Annotated in this window: 16 protein-coding genes; 8 read left to right on the top strand and 8 right to left on the bottom strand. The window is 61.8% G+C overall.

The features are described 5' to 3' along the window. Window positions 1-77: 77 nt before the first annotated feature. Entirely contained in the window at window positions 78-1,028 is a 951-nt protein-coding gene (locus tag A462_RS23475; protein ID WP_008433021.1) for a 2-hydroxyacid dehydrogenase, read from the bottom strand. 29 nt (window positions 1,029-1,057) lie between these two features. Between A462_RS23475 and A462_RS34225 the strand changes: the two genes are divergently transcribed. Together A462_RS34225 and A462_RS23480 are read left to right on the top strand one after the other, a co-directional pair. Continuing rightward, the gene (locus tag A462_RS34225; protein WP_157222831.1) at window positions 1,058-1,543 is read left to right on the top strand and encodes a hypothetical protein; all 486 of its coding nucleotides are present in this window, start codon (window positions 1,058-1,060) and stop codon (window positions 1,541-1,543) included. Next, complete coding sequence (locus tag A462_RS23480; RefSeq protein ID WP_003210784.1) at window positions 1,540-1,866, top strand: hypothetical protein; 327 nt, start codon at window positions 1,540-1,542, stop codon at window positions 1,864-1,866. The genes A462_RS34225 and A462_RS23480 overlap by 4 nt, the downstream gene beginning before the upstream one ends. 15 nt (window positions 1,867-1,881) lie before the next feature. Here A462_RS23480 and A462_RS23485 read toward each other — a convergent pair whose 3' ends face one another. The 3 genes from A462_RS23485 to A462_RS23495 all read right to left on the bottom strand — a co-directional run bounded on the left by A462_RS23485 (window position 1,882) and on the right by A462_RS23495 (window position 3,667). Beyond that, window positions 1,882-2,418: a cysteine hydrolase family protein gene (locus A462_RS23485; RefSeq protein WP_008433019.1), complete on the bottom strand. Its 537-nt coding sequence runs from the start codon at window positions 2,416-2,418 to the stop codon at window positions 1,882-1,884. Between the two features lie 216 nt (window positions 2,419-2,634). Continuing rightward, a complete protein-coding gene (locus A462_RS23490; protein ID WP_008433018.1) occupies window positions 2,635-3,231 on the bottom strand; it encodes a TetR/AcrR family transcriptional regulator in 597 nt (198 codons plus the stop codon). Window positions 3,232-3,283: 52 nt separating this feature from the next. Next, complete coding sequence (locus tag A462_RS23495; protein ID WP_008433016.1) at window positions 3,284-3,667, bottom strand: tautomerase family protein; 384 nt, start codon at window positions 3,665-3,667, stop codon at window positions 3,284-3,286. A gap of 252 nt (window positions 3,668-3,919) precedes the next feature. Between A462_RS23495 and A462_RS23500 the strand changes: the two genes are divergently transcribed. The 3 genes from A462_RS23500 to A462_RS23510 all read left to right on the top strand — a co-directional run bounded on the left by A462_RS23500 (window position 3,920) and on the right by A462_RS23510 (window position 7,608). Further along, window positions 3,920-5,197, top strand: a complete 1,278-nt coding sequence (locus tag A462_RS23500; RefSeq protein WP_008433015.1) for a serine/threonine transporter — start codon at window positions 3,920-3,922, stop codon at window positions 5,195-5,197. Between the two features lie 169 nt (window positions 5,198-5,366). Then, the gene (locus A462_RS23505; protein ID WP_008433013.1) at window positions 5,367-5,984 is read left to right on the top strand and encodes a ParB-like protein; all 618 of its coding nucleotides are present in this window, start codon (window positions 5,367-5,369) and stop codon (window positions 5,982-5,984) included. Beyond that, entirely contained in the window at window positions 5,974-7,608 is a 1,635-nt protein-coding gene (locus tag A462_RS23510; protein ID WP_008433010.1) for a SulP family inorganic anion transporter, read from the top strand. The genes A462_RS23505 and A462_RS23510 overlap by 11 nt, the downstream gene beginning before the upstream one ends. Window positions 7,609-7,616: 8 nt before the next feature. Here the strand turns inward: A462_RS23510 and A462_RS23515 are convergent, their stop codons facing one another. Continuing rightward, a complete protein-coding gene (locus tag A462_RS23515) occupies window positions 7,617-9,116 on the bottom strand; it encodes an FAD-dependent oxidoreductase (RefSeq protein ID WP_008433008.1) in 1,500 nt (499 codons plus the stop codon). 52 nt (window positions 9,117-9,168) lie between these two features. Between A462_RS23515 and A462_RS23520 the strand changes: the two genes are divergently transcribed. Next, window positions 9,169-9,669, top strand: a complete 501-nt coding sequence (locus A462_RS23520; RefSeq protein ID WP_032899084.1) for a MarR family winged helix-turn-helix transcriptional regulator — start codon at window positions 9,169-9,171, stop codon at window positions 9,667-9,669. 58 nt (window positions 9,670-9,727) lie between these two features. Here A462_RS23520 and A462_RS23525 read toward each other — a convergent pair whose 3' ends face one another. Next, on the bottom strand, window positions 9,728-10,222 hold the full coding sequence (locus A462_RS23525; RefSeq protein WP_003210798.1) for a DUF934 domain-containing protein: 495 nt from the start codon (window positions 10,220-10,222) through the stop codon (window positions 9,728-9,730). After that, window positions 10,206-11,864 carry a nitrite/sulfite reductase gene (locus A462_RS23530; RefSeq protein ID WP_008433004.1) on the bottom strand — a complete coding sequence of 553 codons (1,659 nt, stop codon included), beginning with the start codon at window positions 11,862-11,864 and terminating at the stop codon, window positions 10,206-10,208. Before A462_RS23530 ends, A462_RS23525 begins: the two co-directional genes overlap by 17 nt. A gap of 449 nt (window positions 11,865-12,313) precedes the next feature. Here A462_RS23530 and A462_RS23535 point away from each other — a divergent pair, with 449 nt between their 5' ends. After that, window positions 12,314-13,393: an ABC transporter substrate-binding protein gene (locus tag A462_RS23535; protein ID WP_008432999.1), complete on the top strand. Its 1,080-nt coding sequence runs from the start codon at window positions 12,314-12,316 to the stop codon at window positions 13,391-13,393. 6 nt (window positions 13,394-13,399) lie between these two features. Here the strand turns inward: A462_RS23535 and A462_RS23540 are convergent, their stop codons facing one another. Continuing rightward, window positions 13,400-13,615: a DUF2970 domain-containing protein gene (locus tag A462_RS23540; RefSeq protein WP_008432997.1), complete on the bottom strand. Its 216-nt coding sequence runs from the start codon at window positions 13,613-13,615 to the stop codon at window positions 13,400-13,402. Between the two features lie 141 nt (window positions 13,616-13,756). On the opposite strand from A462_RS23540, the gene A462_RS23545 reads away from it, so the two are divergent. Further along, window positions 13,757-20,389, top strand: a complete 6,633-nt coding sequence (locus A462_RS23545) for an NEL-type E3 ubiquitin ligase domain-containing protein (RefSeq protein WP_050550301.1) — start codon at window positions 13,757-13,759, stop codon at window positions 20,387-20,389. Window positions 20,390-20,455: the final 66 nt, after the last annotated feature.

The raw sequence follows: 20,455 nt of genomic DNA, 5'->3' as shown, positions 1-20,455 counted from the left end.
CCGATCCAGTACCGGCATCCTGAGTATCCCCTCAGGCAGTGTAGTCAGGTTTTGCAAGGATTTATGGCTATTGGCCATTATTTTCGCGGAGGCAGTGCCACGGGCGTCAGCACAGGGCGGCCGGCAAAGTATTCCAGCAGGTTGTCCGCCACGCGCTGCACGGTGTCATGGGCGGCTTCCGGTGACAGGCCGGCGACGTGGGGCGTGAGCACGGTATTGCTGAGGCGCTTGAGCGCGTCGGGCACGTTGGGTTCATCGTCGAACACGTCCAGTGCCGCGCCGCCGATGCGCCGTTGCTCCAGGGCGGTAATCAGGTCGGTGGTGACCACCACGCTGCCGCGCCCGATGTTCACCAGGAAGCCGTTGGGGCCCAGCGCATCGAGGGCTTGGCGGTCGATCAAATGTCGCGTGCTGGCGCCGCCCGGGGTGGCCAGGATCAGGAAGTCCGAGGCCCGCGCCAGTTCCACGGCGGTGGCGCAGTAGGTGTAGTCCACATCTTCGCGGGGCTGGCGGTTGTGATAACTCACCTCCATGCCAAAACCCAGGGCAGCCCGCTTGGCGATTTCCAGGCCCACGGCCCCCAGGCCGAGAATGCCCAGCTGTTTGCCGGCCAGGGAAGGGCGCATTATCTTGGGCCATTCGCTGCGCCGTACTGCTGCGTCCGCCCGGGGAATGTCCCGCACCAGGCACAGCAGCAAAGCCATGGCGTGGTCGGCCACCGACGGCGCATTCACCCCGGCGCCATTGGTGACCACGATTCCACGGTTGCTGGCGGCTTGCAGGTCCACGTGTTCATACCCGGCGCCGATCACGCAGATGATCTCCAGCAGCGGCAGCGCGGCGATTTCCTCGGCGTACAGGCCCAGCGGGCCACGGGTCAGCACCGCCTGGACCTGCCCGCCGTGGGTCTTGATGGCCTTGGCGCGTTCGGCCGGGGTGGGCGCAAGAATCACGTGAAAGCCATTGCCTTCGATGATCGGCAGGTAGTCGTTGATGGTTTCAACCAGGACCAGAACGGTGACGGGCATCGGAAGGTTCTTCCTGAAGGATTAGAGGCTTGGATTATGCGGGATTTGTAGTCCCGATCGTTTCTTTACCGCAGAAAAATTTCATTTCTCACCAGCCTAATCTGATTTTCCAGACCGCTCGTCCCAGTCCTTTTTACTGCCGCAGACTTCGACGACTTTCCTTAGCAGAGACGTCATGGATGCATGTTCCTGCCACCCCCGAAATCGTCGAGTGGACCCCTTATGGCTACAAGCACAGCCCATCAAAAAACCTAGCTTGGGAAGATATTGTCAGCAGCACCCGATACGGCCCGGCCAAATACAAGCCCGGTATAAATATTGAAAAGCTTGAGCGAGAAGCCTATAAAAATGGAGTGCCAAGCACTCATGCAAAACCCTGGAAACTCAGGGAGTATCCGCAAGTCATAGGTGCCAGTGATGGCAAGCCCAGCTACTGGGTTCGAATTGAGTCAAGCGCGGGCGTCATACATGGTCATCCGATTTCCGAGCAGGAATTCAGGAGGTTAACAAGTTGATCTCACTAGGCTTTATTGACGGAAATGTCACCCATGATGATCTCTCCATCTTGCAGGATGGGGCGATGGAGAGTCAGGTTCACCTGTTGAAAGAGGACATGCTTCAGGTTGAATACGCCGGTGGGCTTATATTGGATGTCGGCTGGTACCCCTCCTTCGATACCCATGGTGGGTTCCGCATCAATGTAATAAGAAATTACGACTGGGACCGCCCAGTGATTGCGTTAACGGCGCACGCAGCCGGTGATCTGGTGGAGCAACTGGCTGTTGCGCAGAGCGCGATCAATGGCGAACTGCGCAACGTATTGAGAACCTCGGCTTAGGTAAAGCTCCAGGCTTTAGAAGTAGATATCGTCAGCTTTCACACGCTGCACAAATGCCCCGGCCAAGGTTGCGTTATGGTGCTCGATAATCGATGCGGCCGATAACGCCGGGGTGTCCATACAAGTATGGGCATCCTCCGGCAGCAGCACCGAGAACCCCAGCTCTACGGCCACTCGGCACGTCGTGTCGATGCAGTACTGGGTTTTCATCCCAACGATCACCAGTTCATTCACCTGTGCCGCCGCCAGTTGCTGCGACAGCGCGGTGCCGAGAAAACAGCTGGGCCGGGTTTTATTGAAAACCGTGTCGCGAGCTTCATCAACCTCCAGTGCTGGCCATAGTTGCCAAAACGGGCTGCCCACCTCGATGGGCGAACCCGCAGGGCCGGTGTGACGTACAGCGAAAACCGGCACGCCAGCGTGTCGGGCGCGCTGAATCAGCTGGTTGATGTTGTCGAGTACGCGCTGGCGTTCGTAGGGTTTTTCCGGACCATCGTACAGACCGGTCTGCATGTCGATGATCAGCAGGGCGGGGCGCTTGTTGTCAGGCATGGTACTGCTCCTTGTGTTTGCCAGATGGCGGAGCAATAAAAAGGCCCCGTCCATTGCTGGCGGGGCCTTGGGTAAATCCGGGTGGCTTAGTTTGTGCGCCACTCACCGCTACCACACGACCCGCCGGAAGCGGTCGTGGTGGTGGTGCGGGTGAGGGCCAGCTGAATAAGGTTCATGGGCCGATCATGCTGGCGCTGGCGTTTGGCTGTCAACGCGTCAGTCGAGGTTTTTTTGCGGGATCAGCAGATTTCTGGCTGCTTCGAGGAATTCATCAGACAGGCTGTTTCCCTTGGTCGCACGGGCGAGGGTAATTGCTCCTACCATCATCGCGTACTGGGCAATGGCGGCCTGGCGGTCACCCTCAGGTGTGCCGGTCGCCTGGGTAGCGCTCAGGATCCCCACGGATGCCTCAAAGCCTTGGATAAAGCTCTGCTGCAGCGGACTGTCGACCGCTTCGTGACATATCTCCCCGGCAAACGCCGCTACCGGGCAACTGTCCCCGGGGTTGTCACGATTGGCGGCCGACAGATACGGATCAATCAACGCCAGGCGCGCAGCCTCGGGATCAGGGCTTTGCTCGACCCTGGCCTGCCAGCGCTCGCTCGATTGCTCGAATGCCCGGTTGCAGGCTTCCGTGGCCAGCGCCTCGCGGGACTCGAAGTGCCCGTAGAAACCGCCATGGGTCAGCCCGGCGGCGGCCATCACGTCCGACACGCTGATGCCATGGATGCCCCGTTCACGAAACAGCCGCGTGGCGGCCTCGACGATGATTTCGCGGTTGAGTTCGGCTTGTTTTCGGGACACGCGTGGCATCGAGGGCTCTCTGGATCAGGTGGTGGCAGGGATGGGTGGCATCATAAAACGTTTAGCTGGCGTACTGCGCGATCCCGTTGCCGAACGACCAGTTTTCCTTCTTGACCTCCACCAGGCTGATAAACACATCTTCCAGGCGCACCGCCAGTTCACGGTTCAAGCTCTCGGCGATAGTCTTGTACAACAGCTTTTTCTGCTCGGTACTGCGGCCTTCGTTCAGAGTGATCTGGATGATCACCAGGCTGTCGGTGCGCTGGATGCCCAGGTACTCCGGGTCATAGATGAAGTGGTGTTCATCGTGCTCGGTGAGGATCTGGAAGTTGTCGTGTTCAGGCACGCCGATGGCCGTGTGCATGGCGTTGTAGATCAATACGCCGACGCGCTTGGCGTAGGTGACGTCGGGGTTTTTCCGAAGGTCGATGCGCACGATTGGCATGGCAGGTAGTCCAGTGAGAGGCGTGCCTTAAAAATACATGACGGGATGAATTTATAAAATAGATTTCTTGTGAAATGTAAAATTGACCCTGCCGGAAACGTCTTCAATCCTCTGCACTGCACAACCATTCCTCAGCTAAGTCTTTGCTTCTTCAAGCGAATCCCGGACAATCGCGCCCCTGTTTCGGTCGTGGCGCTGCCTGTCAGGTTTTTCTGACTCGTCTCGACTGAGTGAATGCGGAGATCCGAACGGATGAATGATCAGGCCAATAGCGTCGACGAACGCTACGCAACGACACCTGCAACCCTCACAAGCTGGAGCCGCCAGGACACCACCTGGATGCTCGGCCTGTTCGGTACGGCCATCGGCGCCGGCACCTTGTTCCTGCCGATCAACGCGGGCCTTGGCGGTTTCTGGCCGCTGGTGATCCTCGCGCTGCTGGCATTCCCGATGACGTTTTTCGCGCACCGTGGCCTGACCCGCTTTGTGCTCTCGGGCCGTGAAGGCTCGGACATCACCGACGTGGTCGAAGAACATTTCGGCCTCAAGGCCGGCGCCGCGATCACCTTGCTGTACTTCTTCGCGATCTTCCCGATCCTGCTGATCTACAGCGTGGCGCTGACCAACACCGTCGGCAGCTTCATGGAGCATCAACTGCACATCGCGCCGCCACCGCGGGCGATCCTGTCGCTGGTGCTGATCCTCGGCCTGCTGGCCGTGGTGCGGTGTGGCGAGCAGGTGATCGTCAAGGCCATGAGCCTGATGGTGTATCCGTTTATCGTCGCCTTGCTGTTCCTCGCCGTGTACCTGGTGCCGCACTGGAACGGCGGCATCCTCAGTACCGCCAGCACCGTGCCGGCCCCGTCGGCGCTGCTGCACACGCTGTGGCTGGCGATTCCGGTGATGGTGTTCTCGTTCAACCATTCGCCGATCATCTCGGCCTTTGCGGTGGACCAGAAGCGCCAGTACGGCGAACACGCCGAGGAACGCAGCTCGCAGATCCTGTCCCGGGCACACATCCTGATGGTGGTGATGGTGCTGTTCTTCGTGTTCAGTTGCGTACTGACCCTGTCGCCGGCGCAACTGGCCGAAGCCAAGGCGCAGAACCTGTCGATCCTGTCCTACCTGGCGAACCACTTCAGCAACCCGACCATCGAGTTCGCCGCGCCGCTGATCGCGTTTGTGGCGATTGCCAAGTCGTTCCTGGGCCATTACATCGGCGCCAGTGAAGGCCTCAAGGGCCTGGTGCTTAAAAGTGGCCGTCGCCCGGCTGCCAAGACCCTGGACCGCATGACGGCTGCCTTCATGCTGGTGGTGTGCTGGATCGTCGCGACCCTCAACCCTAGCATCCTCGGCATGATCGAGACCCTGGGCGGGCCGATCATTGCGTCGATCCTGTTCCTGATGCCGATGTACGCGATCCGCAAGGTACCGGCGATGGCCAAGTACCGTGGCCAGGCGTCCAACGTGTTCGTCACGGCGGTGGGCTTGGTGGCAATCACCGCGCTGATCTACTCGTTGATGTCCTGATCCCCGGGGCGCTGTGAAAAAAGGCCGACTTGCCATAACGCGAGTCGGCCTTTTTTTGTGCCTGCACGCCGCAAGGTGCTGATAAGTATCAACGCCAGGCGATCAATCACGGCTAAGCTTGTCGCGGGTGTCTGACAGGGCACGTCGAATTCTTACTTGGAGGTTGTTCATGGCTCGCGCCCGCCCGCAGTTGATCACCGGCAAGCTGGAAAAGCTGCACCCCACTCAATTGACGGTGGGCCTCGCCGAGGTCGCGACCAAGCGCGAGGCCTGGAAAAAGCTCAAGCGCAAGGAGCGCGCCGCCGCACTCGACCAGCATTGGTTTCCCTGTGTAATTGGGCCGGACGAGCGTTACTACATCACCGACCATCATCACTTCGGCCTGGCGTTGTTGCAGGAAGAGGTCAAGAGTGTGTCGTTGCTGGTGCTCAAGGACCTGTCGTTTGTCGAGCGTACTACGTTCTGGAACGTCATGACCTTCAACCAATGGGTGCATCCCTATGATGCGCGGGGTATCCGCCGCTCCTACGACGCCATTCCCCGGAGGATTACCGATTTGCAGGATGATCCCTACCGCAGTCTCGCGGGCCTGCTGCGTACCGCCGGCGGGTATGCCAAGGACGCCGCGCCTTTCAGCGAGTTTCTCTGGGCCGACTTTTTCCGCAGCCGTATCGGCAGCGACCTGATCGGCGACCTGAGCCCCAAGTTGATGGGCAAGGCCATGACCCTGGCCCGCAGCCAGGAAGCCCGTTACTTGCCAGGATGGGTAGGCCCGATTGACCACTGAAACCCGACAGAGCCGCGTCCAGGATTTATTGGCCGGCCTGTCCATCGCCGGCCTGTTGCTGCCCGAGGCCGTGGCCTATTCCAGCATCGCCGCGTTGCCGCCCCAGGCGGGCGTGATCGCCTTGTTTGCCGGATTGTTGTGCTACGGCCTGTTTGGCACCAGCCGCTTCGCGATTGTCTCTGCCACATCGTCCTCGGCAGCGGTGCTGGCGGCGGCCACGGCAACGCTGGCGGGGGATGACCCGGCACTCAGGCTGAGCCTGGCAATGGGCCTGGTACTGGTGACGGGGGCGTTTTTCCTGTTGGCCGGGATGCTCAAGCTGGGCGGGCTGACCTCGTTTATCGCCAAGCCGGTGTTGCGTGGCTTTGCCTTTGGCCTGGCGCTGACGATCATCCTCAAGCAGTTGGCCAGCGTGGTGGGCGTGCACCTGACCGACAACAACCTGATTCGCTTCCTGCCCCAGCTCCTGGAGCAACTGCCGCGCTGGAACTGGGCCGCCGCTGCCGTCGCGGGCGTCGCGTTGCTGCTGCTCTGGCTATGCGCACGAGTTCGGCGCCTGCCGGGCGGGTTGCTGGTGGTGATCCTCGGGATTGCCGCCGGCCAGTGGCTGGATCTGCAGGCCCATGGCGTGGCGTTGATCGGCGTCATCGACCTGCGTCTGGAACTGGCGCATTTGCCGGTGTTGCCGTTCGCCGACTGGCTGCGCCTGGGAGAGTTGGCGTTTGCCATGGTGATGATTCTTTACGCCGAGTCCTACGGCTCCATCAGCTCCTTCGCCCTCAAGCATGGTGATCGCGTGTCATCCAACCGTGACCTGCTGGCGCTGGGGGCCGCCAACCTGCTGTCCGGGCTGTTCCAGGGCATGCCCACCGGCGCCGGGTATTCGGCGACATCGGCCAATGAGGCGGCGGGTGCCAACTCGCGGCTGGCGGGAGTCGTGGCGGCGCTGGTGGTGTTGGTGATCGTCTTGACTGTGCTGCCGTGGGTAGCGCTGACGCCGGAGCCGGTACTTGCCGCCATCGTCATTTATGCCTTGAGTCGTGGCCTGAGCCTGCAGCCCTTGGGCCGCTATTTCTCCTGGCGCCGCGATCGGTTGCTGGTGATCTGCGCGGTGGCAGCGGTGTTGGTGCTGGGGGTGCTGGATGGGTTGTTGGTGGCCGTCGGAATCAGCGTGGTGTTGATGTTGCGCCAGATGTCGTCGGCGGACGTGCGCGAGTTGGGGCGCATTGACGGCGGACATGATTTTGTCGACTTGCTGCATCACCCGAGCGCCGAACGGATCCCCGGTGTGCTGATCGTGCGGCCCAGTGAAGCGCTGTTCTTCGCGAATGCCGAGCGAGTGTTGGGGGCGGTGTTGAGCCTGACGCGGCACGCTACGTTACCGGTGCACACGGTAGTGCTCAGCCTGGAAGAATCCCCCGACCTGGACGGCACCAGCATCGAGGCATTGCAGGCATTTTTCGTACAGGTGCGAGGGGAGGGCAAATGCCTGGTGCTGGCCCGCGTACGGCATGAGGCGCAGGAGGTGTTGCAGACGCTGCCTGAGGCGTGTGCTCCCCAGGTATTGATCAGCGGCTTGAGTGTTGATGGCGCGGTGCAGTTGGCGTTGCAGCCAACTGCCTGAGCTCGACATTAAAACGCCTCGGCGCTGAGCCCAACTTGGGCGAGGTAGCCGTGCAGTTTCTCAACGTCTGTGAAGATCGCGCCGACGTAGCCATCGGGGCGCACCAGCACCCATTCGCCATGGTCGAGGTTGTAAGCGTCATTGAACTGTCGCTGATCATCCACCAGGTCGCCGCCCGGCCCGAAGCGATGGATATGCAGCCCGGCTGCAGGCTTCAGTGACCCGCGTTCCACCTCATAGCCCAGCAATGTCCAATGCGCGCCCTGGAACAGCTTGAATAGCCGGGACGAATGGCCGCTGGCGTCCCGCACGGTTGCATCGGGCGCCCGGTCACCGGCGAGCAAGCGGCCTTCTCGTTCTGCCGGTTGCACTGCGAGCGAGGAGTGGGGATACCCGATATCGAGTTGGTGCACCTCGCGGCCGCGGCGCATGTCGCCCTTTTTCATTCCGTCCAGCAGCCTGGTCGACAGGCCGAGCATCGAGGCTGCCACAGGCCGTCGCTCTTCCTCATAGGTGTCGAGCAACGCTTCGGGCGCATCGGCCGTCACCGCCGCCAGCTTCCAGCCCAGATTATAGGCATCTTGCACGCTGGTATTGAGGCCCTGGCCGCCGGTGGGTGGGTGGATGTGCGCGGCATCGCCGATAAGAAATACCTGTCCTACGCGATAGTGATCGGCCAGCCGCGCATTCATCGTGTAGGCCGACGCCCAGGAGACAGAGTCGATATGAATGTCCTGCCGACCCGTGCGCTCTGCCACCATGTTCATGAGCCCCTCAGCGCTGAGGTCAACTTCTGTGTCCAGCGGAATCGGCGCCTGTATCTGAAACAGCTCGGTCCCCGCCAATGGGCAGATTGCGACCTGCATTGTCATGCACTCAGTGCTGAACCGGTGCCAGTAGTCACGCGACAGGCCGGTCATAAGCACATCGGCTACGATGGCACGGACCCCGAGGGTCTGCCCAGGAAATCCGATGTCCAGCGTGCGGCGTACCACACTGCGGCCGCCGTCTGCGCCAATGAGCCAACGTACACGCAGTGTCTGTTCGCCTTCGTTGCCGACCAAATATGCGGTCACGCCGTGGCTGTCCTGCTCGAAGCTGACTAACTCGCAGCCAAACGCCGGGCGGTGCCCCAATTCCAGAAGGCGCTCGCGCATCACCTGTTCGGTGAGGAACTGCGGCAGCATCATAGGCTGCTGATAAGGTTCGGCTGACGTTGGCGCCGAGAGCTCGATAACCTCGGCGTCGATGTGGCTGCCATCTTCGTTGTATCGCCGCTCGGGCGGGTAGACGTCGCCCGCAGCGGTGATCCGGTCGAGAATGCCGAGGTCTTCGAATATTTCCAGGGTGCGGGGTTGAATACCCTTGCCCCGCGAGCCGTGGAACGGCGCGGGGGATTTTTCGATCAGTCGGAAGGAAATGCCTCGTCGCGCCAGGTCGATCGCCAGGGTCAAACCGGCCGCACCGGCACCACAAATCAGAACGTCGACTGCACATTGCTCTTTCATCTGGACTGCCTTTATATGTAATATGCACATATATTTGAACAAGGAAGATTCCGTGTCAACAGAAAGCGTGCAAAATACACCTATAGGTCTTCAGATTCGCGAGCTTCACGGGGCGCTGATTGAAATTGTCGGTGCCATGAACCGGCCGCAGCGCGACGAAGTGATGGTCCGGGAGGCGGGTATCGCCCTTGATCGGGCACTGTTTCCGCTGCTGGTGCTGGTGGAGCGGCTGGGGCCGATCGGCGTTGTGGAGCTGGCCGACCGCGTGGGACGCGACTACACCACGGTCAGCCGCCAGGTGGCGAAGCTGGAAAGCCTCGGTTTGGTCGACCGCCAGGAAAATGCCAAGGACCGCCGGGTTCGCGAGTCGGTGATCACCCCGCAGGGCAAGGCAATGACGGATCGGGTGGATGAGGCACGTACGCGAATGGGGATGGCCATTTTCGCCACCTGGGAACAGCAGGACATCGACGACCTGGTGCGACTGATGGGCAAGTTTGCCGCCGACCTCAACGACGATGCGCTGGTCACTCTGACGCTTGAGAATCGATAGAAAAGCCGGGCAAAAAAATACCCCTCAATGAGGGGTATTTTTAAACGACTTCCAGCGGTTACCGGCGGCGGAACAACGGCAACGGTTCATCCGTCGCGGCCTGGTACGTCACCGAGAAATCCTTGAGGCTTTCCAGCGCTTCATACGGGTCTTTGTCCGCGCGCAAGGCGAAGGCATCGAACCCGCAGCGGCGCAGGTAGAACAACTGGTCGCGCAGCACATCGCCAATCGCCCGCAGCTCGCCCTTGTAACCATAACGGTCACGCAGCAGGCGGGCGTTGGAGTAGTTGCGACCGTCGGTGAAGGCCGGGAAGTTCAGGGCGATGACCTGGAAGTGCTCCACGTCATCACCGATCTCTTCGGCTTCTTCATCGGCGTCCAGCCACACACCCAGGCCGCCGTCGCGGGCCTTGAGGGCGTGAGCGTGCTCGCGCCACAGGGCCAGTGGCACGATCAGGTCGTCGCAGTTGGAGATGCCATCGAAGCTCGCATCCTTGGGCAGCAGGTGCCAGGTTTCGTCGAGGACTTCGTTGTTCTTAATGATTCGCTGCATAGACGCGCTCCTTGAACAGGTCAATGCCGATGCGCTGGTAAGTGTCGATGAAACGCTCATCTTCGGTGCGCTGTTCAACGTACACGTCGATCAGCTTGCCGATCACGTCAGGCATGGCTTCCTGGGCGAAGGACGGGCCGAGGATCTTGCCCAGGCTCGCATCGCGGCTGGCGCTGCCACCCAGGGACACTTGGTAGAATTCTTCGCCTTTCTTGTCCACGCCCAGGATGCCGATGTGGCCGACGTGGTGGTGACCACAGGCGTTCATGCATCCGGAGATGTTCAGGTCCAGCTCGCCGATGTCGAACAGGTAGTCCAGGTCGTCGAAACGGCGCTGGATCGATTCGGCAATCGGGATCGACTTGGCGTTGGCCAGGGAGCAGAAGTCGCCGCCCGGGCAGCAGATGATGTCGGTCAGCAGGCCGATGTTCGGCGTGGCAAAACCCTGCTCGCGCAGCTCGCCCCACAGGGTGAACAGTTGAGACTGTTCAACATCGGCGAGGATGATGTTCTGCTCGTGGGAGGTGCGCAGTTGGCCGAAGCTGTAGCGCTCGGCCAGGTCGGCGACGCCGTCCAGTTGCTTGTCGGTGATGTCACCCGGTGCAACACCGGTAGGTTTCAGCGACAGGGTCACGGCCACATAGCCCGGCTTTTTGTGGGCCAGGGTGTTGCGGGTGCGCCAGCGGGCGAAACCCGGGTGCTGCGCATCGAGCTCGGCCAACGCGGCGTCCTGATTGCTCAGGGCCTTGTAGTCCGGGTCGACGAAGTGTTTGGCAACGCGGTGCACTTCGGCCTCGGTCAGGGTGGTCTGGCCGCCGCGCAGGTGTTCCATCTCGGCGTCGACTTTCTGGGCGAACACCTCGGGGGTCAGCGCTTTTACCAGGATCTTGATCCGGGCCTTGTACTTGTTGTCACGACGGCCGTAGCGGTTGTAGACCCGCAGGATCGCGTCGAGGTAGCTCAACAGGTCCTGCCACGGCAGGAATTCGTTGATGAAGGCACCCACTACCGGCGTACGACCGAGGCCACCGCCTACGAGCACACGGAAGCCCAACTCGCCCGCCGCGTTGTGCACCGGCTCCAGGCCGATATCGTGCACTTCGATGGCGGCGCGGTCCGAGGTCGAGCCATTGATGGCGATCTTGAACTTGCGCGGCAGGTAGGCGAATTCCGGGTGGAAGGTGGTCCATTGACGGACGATTTCACACCATGGGCGGGGGTCGATCAGCTCGTCAGCGGCAACGCCGGCGAACTGGTCGGTGGTCACGTTGCGCAGGCAGTTACCGCTGGTCTGAATGGCGTGCATCTGCACGGTGGCCAATTCAGCCAGGATGTCCGGCACGTCTTCCAGGGCCGGCCAGTTGAACTGAACGTTCTGGCGAGTACTGATGTGGGCGTAGCCCTTGTCGAAGTCGCGGGCAATCTTGGCCATCATGCGCGTCTGACGGGAAGTCAGTTGGCCATAAGGCACGGCAACCCGCAGCATCGGCGCAAAGCGCTGAACATAAAGGCCATTTTGCAGGCGCAGAGGGCGGAACTCTTCTTCGCTCAGTTCACCTGCCAGATAGCGTCGGGTCTGATCACGGAACTGCTTGACGCGGTCCTCGATGATGCGCTGATCGTATTCGTCGTATACGTACATATAGGTCCTGTTCTCGGCAAATCTGCGCGCACGGCCGCGCACTCCCAACGGAGCCGGCGCACGATACCAGTTTGCGTTTATGCGCAAAAGTGATGTTTGAGTATATGCAAATAACCAAATGGCCTAATGAGAACGGTTATCGCGATACCCACATTTGTCATGCGGGCAATCATGAACTTTACTGTGCTCGTGTCTTTGTGCAATCACCTATAAAACCGACAAGAGGCGATGCTATGAGCAATCCGACCAAAGCGCGCAAAAGTGACAGCAGTGTCGATGCGTGGGCCATTCTGTTCTTGATTATTCTGGTGGTTTCCACTGCCGTGTTCTGGGTCAGCCATCAATAAAAGGGCGTTATCGAGCCTTGTTGTCGACAATCGGCAATTAGCCGAGATTGACCGGCCTGATGCCATTATCATGGGCCGTCATTCCGAAGGGCTCAGGCAACGATGTTGAAGGTTCTCTGCAAGTGCTTGCTGGTGCTGAGCATGCCGTTCTGGGCCATCGCCCAGGCGACGTCGGTGGTGTTTCTCAACCCTGGCAATTCGACCGAGACCTTCTGGGTCAGCTACGCGCAATTCATGCAGGCCGCCGCCAGGGACCTCGGCCTGGATTTGCGTGTGCGCTATTCCGAGCGCAATCCCGAGACCACGCTGGTGCAGGCCCGTGAAGCCCTGCAAGGCGCCGAGCGCCCGGACTACCTGGTGCTGGTCAACGAGCAGTACATCGCCCCACAGATCTTGCGCCTGGCCCAGGGCAGCGGGGTCAAGCTGCTGATCGTCAACAACGCGCTGACCGCGGACCAGACTCAACTGCTGGACGCCGGCAAATACCCTGACTGGATCGGCAGCATGGTCGCCGACGACGAACAGGCGGGCTACTTGATGCTCACCCAGTTGTTGCGCCTGCATGGGCCTGTCGCCCCCGGCCAGACCCTCGACCTGATCGCGTTCTCCGGGGCCAAGACCACTCCCGCCGCGCAACTGCGCGAGCGAGGCTTGCAGCGCGCCCTGGCGGATCATCCGCAGGTGCGCCTGCGCCAGTTGGTGTATGGCGAGTGGAGTCGCCAGCGCGCTTTCGACCAGGCCACGCAGTTATTCAAACGCTACCCGCAGACCGCGCTGGTGTGGGCGGCCAACGATGAAATGGCGCTGGGGGCAATGGATGCACTCAAAGGCAGCGGGCGCACGCCGGGCACGGACGTGTTGTTCAGCGCGGTCAACAGTTCGCCCGAAGCGTTGCAGGCGCGCCTTGAGGGGCGCCTGAGTGTGCTGGTGGCCGGGCATTTCACCCTTGGCGGCTGGGCGATGGTGGTGCTGCATGACGATGCCCGCGGCCTGGGCATGGCGCAGTACGGTGGGCGTGAGCGCAAGCTTGGGCTCTTTCGATTGATTGATCCGCCACAAGCCTCGCGCCTTTTAGAGATGCAGGGGCGCGAGGACTACGGCGTCGACTTTCGAGCACTGTCAGCCCAGGGCAAGCCAGCCACCTATCGCTATCCGTTCAGCCTGCAACTGCTGATGCATTGACCGGCTTCAAACACCGGCCAGGTGCAGCACCAGCTTGACGATGCCAAACAGGGTCAAGGCAAACACGGCGGTAAACACAATACCCAGGATGACAAAGTGGCTGGGCTTGCCATGGGTAAAGTCGCGGGCGCGATTCTTCCCGCTCTGCACCCCGAAGGCGGCTGCCATCACGCTGTGAAGCATCTGCCAGAAAGTCGGTGGCTTGTTGTTGGAATCGTCCATAAAGGCCTCGCGGTAGGGATCAAACCCATGGATGAGGATAGCCAAGTTCCCGCAAAACACCGGCTGTAGCTATCTACCGCCCTGGCGGTTGGCCCGTTCGCTGTACTGGGACTCCTTAACAGAGTCATCAGGAACGAGCGCATGCCAACCTTACCCGCCCCGACAGAGCAGGGGCTACACACCGCATTGATCAAGAACAGCTTGCCCGGCTGGATTGCCCGCAGCGCGGCTGCGGACATCCGACGCTTGAAGCCGGGCCTGCTGCCCGGGCGCGTCCCCGAGGATGCACCACCTGCCTGGCTCAGTAACGCGCCCCAGGGGTTGCGCCAGGCATTCGCCGACAGCCAGTTGGCCAGTCGCCGCGCCCACGAGCGGCTGGCCAAGACTCTCGACGGCCTCAAGGGCATCACCGAGTTCGCCCAGCCGCTGCTGGAAGACGCCTGGCGCAAACGGTTCGGTGAGGTACCGGACGTCCACAAGCATCAGTTGCACTACCTGCGTTACCGTCAGGTGCCGCAACAGCATTCGCTGTTGCAGGCAGCATTGCTCAACTTTGAAGGCAATGAAGACTTTGCCGATATCGCCCTTGAGCAAACCAGCGCGCTGGCCCCCGAAGGGGCGTTGTTCACCGAGTACTACGGCGAAATTCTGAACGACCATTCACGCCGGGCCCGCTATCGCTACCGCGAAAAGCTCGCCGTCACCCCGGATCAGTTTGCCGCGCTCTGCCGCACGCTGGACCTGGGCCGGCAATACCAGGCGCATTTGCAACAAGTGTTCGAGGGGGCGGGCACCAAGGCCGTGGTGCGCGAGCAGATGATCGAGGCGCACAAGAAACTGCTGGCCGTCAGGCTGCACACGGCGCGGATGAAGAACGAAATCAGCGACAGTGCCTATGCCATGCTCAACGCCTTGCTGGCCGGTACCGAACGGCCGCAGTTGGATGGCAAGCCCGTTGCCTGCAGCCAATTGGCGATTCTCGGCTGCAAGGTGGGTGAAGTCGTACTGATCGGGCCGGGCGTCGGCGCGATGGCAGATGCCCGGCAGCCGTTGGGCTGGGGCACTGTGCTGGTGCCCGGCGCCTCGCTAGGGGAGTTGCTGGTGCCGGCCGCGGCTGACCAGCGGCTGGTGGCGTGGATCCCCGGTGCGCCGTTGTGCCCGCTCAAGGAATACCCGTCGATAAAGGCATTCGAGGCGGAACTGGCGATCAACCTGCGCTCCCCGGAGTATCAGCGGCTGTTTGCCAGCCTGGTGCCGCAAGACGAAGCCCCGGCTTTCCTGCAACGACTGAAGACCAAGCTCTTTACCTTCGAGTGGAATTCCCGAGGCTACATGGAGCAGATCTACGACCCGAACATCAACCTGGCGCGCCGCGAAAGCCTGATCAGTGGCGAGCTGTTCGGAGCACTCTATGACAACCACCTGCAACGCCTGAAAGATAACGCCAGAACGCTCGCCGTACCCACCGCCGAGGCGGATCGCAAGGCTGCCCAGGAACGCCACGAACATTGGCTGAGTATTGGCTTGAATGTGCTGAACGTGGCGGCCTTTGTCGTGCCCGGCCTGGGGGAGGTGATGCTGGCGGTCACGGCTGTGCAACTGGGCCTGGAGGTCTACCATGGCATCGAGGCGTGGAAGGAAGGCGACATCGATGCCGCCTGGGGACATCTGGAGTCGGTGGCGCTGAACGTGGCCTTCATGGCCGCCCTCGGCGGTTCGACGGCCCTGGCCGGTCGCGCGCCGAAAATCCAGGTGTCCCGCTGGGTGGATGGCCTGGTACCGGTCAAACTGCCCAGTGGTGAGGCTCGGCTGTGGAAACCGGACCTGGCGCCGTACCGCAGCGAGGTGGTGCTGGCCCCGGCTCTCAAGCCCAATGCCCGGGGCCAGTACGAGACAGGCGGCAAGATTTATGTGCGTATCGGCGAAAACCTGCATGAAAAGGTCTTCGACAGCCGAATCCGCAAGTGGCGGATCAAACACCCGGATAATCCCGAGGCTTACCAACCGATCCTTGAACACAACAACGCCGGTGCCTGGCGGCATGTGCATGAGCAGCCCTTCAAATGGGACCGCTTGACCCTGTTGCGACGACTGGGGCCTGCCACTGAAGAATTCTCTGATACGACACTGGGCATTATTGGGGATATCAGTGGGGTCCAGGATGACGTGTTGCGCAAGGCGTATATCGAAGGCAGGCCGTTGCCCGCCGTGCTGGCCGATACCCTGGAGCAGTTCCGCAGCCAGCCAGTGGCGGATACGGCGCCGCTGGCTGGCGAAGAGGCGGTGCTGCAACGGCGCTTCCCTGGATTGTCGAGGCGAGCCATCCAGGAAATTCTTGATACCGCCAGCGAACAGGAGCGCTTGCAACTGCGCAGTCAGCGTGGAGCCTCGGCGCGCCTGGACAATGCCGCTCGCCGCGCAGTCCAACAAGGCCGCCTGAGCCGTGCCCTGGCGGGGCTGCATCGTCAGGCCGACGCCGGTGCCGACACTGACCGCCTGGCCCTGCATTGCCTGCAACACTTGCCGGGCTGGCCCACCAATCTGCGCCTGGAAGTGCGCTTTCAGGCTGTCGAAGGACCGTTACTGAACAGCATTGGCCCGCAAGATGCGCCGCTGCGCAGATACCTGGTCAAGCAGGGCGAAGCCTTCCAGGCCTACGACGAGCGCGGTGTCGCGCTGAACAGCCGGACCACCGGGCGGCGTAATTTCTTCCAGTCCGTCGTGCATGCGATCCCCGCCGCGGCCCGACCTGGCCTGGACATGCCCGTGGCGACCCTGGACCGGGAACTGCAACAGGCGGTGGCCAGTTATGCCACCCGCCGCCGTAGCCAAATGTCCAATGTGCTCGGCCTGCGCGCACCGCGTTCGCGACCCGTCTTGACGGGGGCGGGGGGTGTCCTGGGTTACCCGTTGAGCGGTCGGGGCAAAGGCTTTGACGTGGATGCATCGCTGACGGCGAGGGTGCAGGCGCTCTATCCGAACCTCAACGCCGGGCAGGCCAGCGATTTTGTCCTGAGCCGATTGCAGGCCGGTGAAAGCGCCCAACAGATCTTCACCCTGTTGGGAAACCGCCAGCGTGAGTTCGACCTGTTGCAGGCAGAGCTTGATCAGTGGACCGCCGCTGCTGCCGGGCAGGCGGGCGGGGCCAGCCAGCAACAACGGGTAGCGGCCGACATCATAGGATGCTGGCGCCAGGGCATTTACCGCGAGCGGCCGCCCCAGAGCATTCTGTCGTTGGGCAGCGTGACTGACCTTCCGCGCCTGAGTGCAGACTTTTCCCATGTGCAGGCGCTGAGCGCACATGCCGAGCTTTTGTTGGGTGATCAGGGCGTGCGTCTGGCCGATCAGTTTTCCCGGGTGCGACACCTCGAGGTGTTTCTTGACGCAACGCCGGGCACCGGACTGGTCGACGGGCTGAACCGCTTCGTCGATCTCAACCAACTGATGTTGAATGGTCGGGACGTGGCCTATTCGGTCCCCTTCATTCAACGCCTGGGGGCAATGGAGCGCTTGCACAACCTGTCCGTCGCGGGGCTTTCGCAAAACCTGGACGTCAGTCCCCTCACGCACCTGCGCTCGTTGCGCATGGAGGGCTCGGTGCAGGAGTGGCCACAGGGGGTGACGTCACTTGAGCACCTTGAGAGGCTCGACCTGTGGCGAACAAACATCCGTTCGGTCCCCCCGTCGATGCTCATCGGGCATGAACGCCTGTGGCGCGGCCTGAACCTGCGGTGGGCCGCGTTTGACCGCCGGGAATTCATGGCGGTGTATGAACATGTGCGGGGCAATCCGGCTCACCTGCTCAATGAGCAAGCCCTGGTGCAGGGTTACTGTGAAGGCGTGATGGACCGCTTGAAAAATGTGCACTGGGGGTTTGGCATAGACGTTGTCTCTCAGTTCCGGCAGCAGGGTCTGACCACTGAACAGATACTGGCTCGCACTCACCAGGTACTCGACGAACAGCTCGCCCTGAGCCGGGACCTGGAGGAGTGGGCGGCCAGGGAGTTGCGGGTTGACCGCCGGCAGGTGGATGTCTTTTACCGCCAGCGCGCCGCCGAGCGGCTCCTGGACAGTTGGCGTGAAGGCCTGGGGCCGCGGCTTGCGACGTCGGGCATGTCGGCGCGCTCCAACCTGCCGACCGCCACACTGAACCTGTCGGGGGGCGTGCTGGGCGACTTGCCCGGGTTGCCGGCGGCCGCGTTCGCCCATGTCAAACAGGTCAACCTGAGCGGCACCCGGGTTTCCATTGAGGCGCTGAATGACTTTCTCGGCGCATTCAACGCCATTGAAGACTTGAACCTCAGTGCCAGCAACCTGGCACAGCTGCCTTCGGCCCTGGACAACTTCACCGCCCTGCGCCAGTTGGATCTTTCCCACAACCAACTGAGCATCATCCCGTCCATCCAGCAACGCTTGAGCCGCCTGACGGCTCTTGAAACCCTGGACTTGCAATACAACCGTGTCGCGAGCCTGGATCTGCGTGGCCTCAACGCCTTGCGCCACTTGAACCTCAGCCGCACTGGAATCACCGAATGGCCCGAGGGTGTCCTGGACTTGCCAGTCCTGGAGAGCCTGGACCTGAGCCACAGCGCTATCACCCGGGTGCCCGCCCAGGCGCTCACCGGCCACGACACGCTGATGCTCAAGAGCAACCTGCGGGGTTGCCGACTGAATGCCCGGGCCTGCGCCGACATCCTGGCCTTTGCGCAACGCACCCTGCGGGAAAATCCATTGGGCCTTGATGTGGAATTACTGCCGTTGGTGGGGCCGGAAATCTACCTGCACAAGCCGCTGGGCATTCCCCAGGAACAGCTGCGCATCGGCCGGACCGGCGGCGATCCGGAGTATTTCCCGGTCAGGGTCACCGACGACCCCGGCCAGTTGCTGTTGCCCCTGCACGTCGAGAACGTCGACGCGCAAGCACGCCTCACTCCGGCGGCGCGCCTGCAACAACTGGATCCTGCCTTGAGCAGTGCCCAGGCGGTGGCGCGCATTGATGAATGGCTGGCCGCCGGCCTGGGCGCCACCGGCGTCGACACACGCCTGGTGCAGTTGCACGCCGAGCATCAACGCTTGAGCCGGGTGTTGAACAGTTGGATCGACACCGAGGGTTATCGCGAGGGGGGCGGCTGGGTCAGTGCCCTCGACCGTCGTCGTGCCGCCGGCCGGCTCCTTGAAAGCTGGCGCCACAACCTGCGTGCCCGGCCCGAGGTGCCGCCGGTGGACGGGCGCGAGGTACTGGACCTGTCCGGGTTGTATCTCGGCGACCTGCCGACGTTGCCGGCTTCAATGAGCCACGTCAGCGTGCTCGACCTTACCGAGGTGAAGCTGACGGAGCAGGGGTCCAATGGGTTCCTGGGCAGTTTCCCCCGCCTGCGCCGGCTTGTGCTCAACAAGAATGGCCTGGCGCACCTGCCCGAGGTGATCAACCAATACACGGCGCTGACTCATCTCGAAGCCACCTACAATGATTTGCGCGACGCTGCGCAGCTACAGGCACTGCTTGGCCCGTTAAACGCGCTGGAATGGCTCGACCTCGGCGAAAACACCCTGGCCAGCCTTGATGTCAGCGGCCTGCGCGGGCTGACAAACCTGGACCTGCACAACAACGTCCTGGAGGAATGGCCGGCCGGGGCATTGGAACTGCCGCGACTGCGCACCCTCGACCTCAGCAATAACCAGATCGAGACCATCCCGGACGATGCCCTGTTACCTCGCCACAACCTCCTGATGAGCAACACCAACCTGACGGACAACGGGCTGGAAGAACGCGTGTTCGAGCGCCTGAGCGACTTCCTCGAGGAAACGGGGTTCGGCCTGGGTTATACCCGGGAGCAAATTGATCGCGAGCTCGATGGCTTCCTCCTCAGTACCAGTCACGAGGAAGCGGATCTGAGCGGTGAGCTGCATCCGGAGCTGCTGACGCCCGCAGCACAGAAGGCCCAGTGGTTTGCTGGCGTGGCGGCCGACTCCAGCAAACACGCAGTCTGGGAGTCGCTCAAGAGCGCTGACGACAGTGAGGATTTCTTCTACATCATTTCCCAGCTGAAAAACGCCCAGGACTTCATCACCGACCGCCCTGAGTTGACGCGCCGGGTATGGGAGGTGCTGGAGGCCGCCGAGCAACGTCCGGCGTTGCGCGAGCAACTGTTCGGCAAGGCTCGCGGCATGCGGATCAACGCGACCTGCGGTGACGGTTGGATCCTGCTGTTCAGCGACCTTGAAGTCAGTGTCTATGAGTTCAAGGCCCTGGAAACCGTGGAGCCCGGAAAAGAAGGCGCGGCGCTGTTCAAGCTGGCCAGAAGCATGATCCGCCTGGAACAGACTGAAGCCACCGCCAGCCGCGTGGTCAGCCTAAAGCCCAGTGTTGACCCGGCGGAAATTCGCCTGGCCTACCGCATCGGCCTGGCCCAACGCCTGGAGTTGCCGCGCCAGCCGTCCGGCATGCTGTACCGCAACCTTTCCCAAGTGAAACAGGCCGATATCGACCAGGCCTACGCCAGCATCATCGCCCGGGAGGCGACCGAGGCGTTCACGGCCGATCTGGTCACGCGCCAGTACTGGGTCGACTACGTGCAGAAGCAATACGCGGCTGACTTTACGACGCTGGCCCAGACCCAGGCCCGCGAGGCTGAAGCCCTGGAGGATCGCTATCCGGCGTTTGGTGCGCAGTACGAGGCGCAAGCCGTGGTCTTGGCCAAGCAAAGGATTGAGCAACGCCAGGCCCTGCTGATTCGCCTGTCCGAGCGGGAGAGAGCAACACTGAGGCTATAACAGCCTGTGCCCCGGCGGCAGGTCCGGAAACGGGCCTGCCGCGCCTCAGTGGTCGTTACCCAGGTT

This window comes from Pseudomonas sp. Ag1 (assembly GCF_000278565.1).
Lineage (GTDB): Bacteria > Pseudomonadota > Gammaproteobacteria > Pseudomonadales > Pseudomonadaceae > Aquipseudomonas.
The sequence above is the reverse complement of the archived record's forward strand: the minus strand, read 5'-3'. Positions and strand labels throughout refer to the sequence as shown.